Raw genomic sequence first — 654 nt, 5'->3', positions numbered from 1 at the left:
AATAGTCGCCCATGACCATCTTGTTACCAATCGGGCTGGGCCACGGCCACGGAAGCGGACTGTCACGAAACTGCTTGTTCTCAGGAACATCGACAGCGCCCATGACCATCCGACCCGGCTCGAACGTGGGCAGTGTCATCATCTGATTGAAGCGCAGGCTCCGCCACGGGGTACTGGTATCGTACGAGATACGAATATTGTAACCCGTGCGCTTTTTGAGGGTGCGCTGCAAGGCCGTCAGCAGAACGGCAGTGTCGAGCTCGTTTGTTCCCAGCACATGGATGTGGGTCGTGTGTTCCAGCTCACCATCATGCCACATGATGAGCAGGCGGCGACAAAGCTCGTAGAAATTGTGCCGCAAGAGACCGGCAAAAGCCCACCCCTCGAACTTGTACTGGCGCACCGTATCATACCAAAGATCGGCTTCAGCAGGCGTGTTGCCCTGAAGCACATTCAGGAACCGTACCTTCTCGGGCGTACGGTTGCGGTGGAAGTAGCGAAGATGCTCCATCGTGGCAGACAGGCACGCCTCGGTTGACTTGTAACGGTACTGCTTGGGGTTCTTCACGACGGGGCCGGTGGGCACATCCAGCGTCATCGAGACGTCGGCATTGGCCTCGATCCAGTCCAGAACCTTCTTGCGGTCACTGTCAT

The 654-nt window shown here is 57.3% G+C and carries 1 protein-coding gene; it reads right to left on the bottom strand.

The genetic code is table 11. The features are described 5' to 3' along the window. A partial coding sequence (locus tag IE113_RS16140) for a hypothetical protein (protein WP_189543361.1) occupies positions 1-654 on the bottom strand: 654 nt, incomplete at both ends.

It is taken from the genome of Novosphingobium arvoryzae, assembly GCF_014652615.1.
Lineage (GTDB): Bacteria > Pseudomonadota > Alphaproteobacteria > Sphingomonadales > Sphingomonadaceae > Novosphingobium > Novosphingobium arvoryzae.
Note: the sequence above shows the minus strand (reverse complement) of the source record. Positions and strands in the feature narration are given on the sequence as shown.